A 2,740-nucleotide genomic window follows, 5' to 3' on the forward strand; every position below is an offset into this window, starting at 1 on the left:
TTGAACGTTATGCGCAACTACAACCAGACTATCCGGTCTACAATGTCCTTGGTGAGGAGCATACCTATGGCCAATTGAAGGCTGATTCAGATAGCTTGGCTGCCCACATTGATCAAATGGGACTTCCTGAAAAGTCACCTGTTGTTGTCTTTGGTGGACAAGAATATGAAATGTTAGCAACCTTTGTGGCTTTGACCAAATCTGGCCATGCTTATATCCCAATTGATAGCCACTCTGCCTTGGAGCGCGTGTCTGCCATTGTTGAAGTAGCAGAGCCAAGCCTGATTATTGCTATCAATGAATTTCCATTGGAAAACCCAGCTGCTCCAATCATGTCCTTGGAGCAAGTGCGTGAAGCTTATGCGGCTCAGCATGCCTATGACTTGCAACATCCGGTCAGAGGGGATGATAACTACTATATCATCTTTACCTCAGGGACAACTGGGAAACCAAAAGGGGTGCAAATTTCGCACGATAACTTGCTCAGCTTTACCAACTGGATGATTACGGACAAGGAATTTGCAACGCCAGAGCGTCCGCAAATGTTGGCACAACCGCCCTATTCCTTTGATTTGTCTGTCATGTATTGGGCACCGACCTTAGCTCTTGGGGGAACGCTTTTTGCCCTTCCATCAGCCATTACTCAAGACTTCAAACAACTCTTTGCGACGATCTTTTCTCTTCCGATTGCTATCTGGACTTCAACACCATCTTTTGCAGATATGGCCATGTTGTCTGAGGATTTCAATGCTGAAAAGATGCCAGGGATCACCCATTTCTACTTTGATGGGGAAGAGTTGACCGTGAAAACCGCTCAGAAACTGCGCGAGCGTTTTCCAAATGCGCGCATCATCAATGCTTATGGCCCAACTGAAGCAACTGTAGCTCTTTCAGCTGTAGCCGTAACAGATGAGATGTTAGCTACTTTGAAACGTCTGCCAATTGGTTACACCAAAGAAGATTCTCCAACCTTCATCATTGATGAGGCAGGAGACAAATTGCCAAATGGTGAGCAAGGGGAGATCATCGTATCTGGCCCAGCCGTTTCAAAAGGTTATATGAATAATCCAGAGAAAACAGCAGAAGCTTTCTTCGAATTTGAAGGTCTTCCAGCCTACCATACGGGAGATGTCGGAACCATGACGGATGAAGGTCTTCTTCTCTATGGTGGTCGGATGGACTTCCAAATCAAGTTTAACGGTTATCGTATCGAGCTAGAGGATGTCTCTCAAAACTTGAACAAATCGAAGTATATTGACTCAGCAGTCGCAGTACCGCGTTATAATAAAGATCACAAGGTCCAAAATCTCTTGGCCTATGTCATCTTAAAAGAGGGTGTCAAAGAACAATTTGAGCGCGAAATTGATATCACGAAAGCCATTAAGGAAGATTTAGAAAACATCATGATGTCTTATATGATGCCTTCAAAATTCCTCTATCGTGACAGCCTGCCATTAACACCAAACGGGAAAATCGACATCAAAGGGTTGATTAGCGAGGTTAACAACCGATGATCGAGTTTTTGAAACAGCTCCCTCATTTAGAACACTATGGAACACCGATCTATTTTATCTACCTCATTCTAGCTTTTTTGCCGATCTTTGTGGGCCTCTTTTTCAAAAAGCGGTTTCCGGTATATGAAGGACTGGTGAGTCTGATCTTTATCATTTTGATGCTGACAGGTTCGAATCTCAAGCAAATTTATGCCCTGCTCTTTTACGTAGTCTGGCAAATCTTGATTGTGTATTCCTACAAGATCTATCGTCAGAAAGCGGACAATAAGTGGATTTTCTATCTTCATTCCTTCTTGTCTGTCTTGCCCCTGATCTTTGTTAAGGTAGAGCCAGCGATCAAGAACGGGCACCAATCCTTGTTTGGATTTTTAGGGATTTCGTATTTAACCTTCCGAGCTGTCGGAATGATCATCGAAATGCGAGATGGTGTCTTGAAAGAATTCACACTCTGGGAATTCTTACGCTTTATGCTCTTTATGCCGACCTTCTCAAGTGGGCCGATTGATCGTTTCAAACGTTTTAATGAGGATTATAAAACCATTCCTGAGCGTGAAGAATTATTGGATATGTTGGAGCAAGCTGTTAAGTATATCATGTATGGCTTCCTTTATAAATTTATCCTAGCTCATATTTTTGGCCACTTATTGTTAGGTCATGTGCAGACCTATGCCTTGTCTCAAGGTGGATTCTTCAATATCGGAACGCTGGGAGTCATGTATGTTTATGGCTTTGACCTCTTCTTTGACTTCGCGGGCTATTCGATGTTTGCTTTAGCAGCCTCCAATTTGATGGGGATTAAAAGTCCCATCAACTTTGATCGTCCCTTTAAATCACGTGACTTAAAGGAATTCTGGAATCGTTGGCATATGAGTTTATCTTTCTGGTTCCGTGATTTTGTCTTTATGCGTCTCGTGATGGTATTGATGCGCAATAAAGTATTCAAGAGCCGGATTACCACCTCAAATGTTGCCTATATTATCAATATGTTGGTCATGGGCTTCTGGCACGGGGTGACCTGGTACTATATCGCTTATGGGCTCTTCCATGGGCTTGGAATGGTTATCAATGATGCTTGGATTCGCAAGAAAAAGACCATCAATAAAGAAAGAAAAGCAAAAGGATTGGATCCGATACCGGACAATCGTTGGACCAAAGCTTTAGGGATCTTTATCACCTTTAACACAGTGATGCTGTCCTTCCTGATTTTCTCAGGATTCTTGGATCAA

2 protein-coding genes are annotated in these 2,740 nt (G+C 43.0%); both read left to right on the forward strand.

Annotation, left to right across the window (positions count from 1 at the left end):
• Positions 1-1,514: D-alanine--poly(phosphoribitol) ligase subunit DltA (gene dltA / locus PAN06_RS13710; protein ID WP_269796604.1), on the forward strand; the 1,514-nt coding region annotated here is incomplete at its 5' end.
• Positions 1,511-2,740 (forward strand): D-alanyl-lipoteichoic acid biosynthesis protein DltB (gene dltB, locus PAN06_RS13715; protein ID WP_269796605.1); only part of this gene is annotated, 1,230 nt, incomplete at its 3' end. The genes dltA and dltB, both read left to right, overlap by 4 nt.

This window comes from Streptococcus sp. SM3, assembly GCF_027497875.1.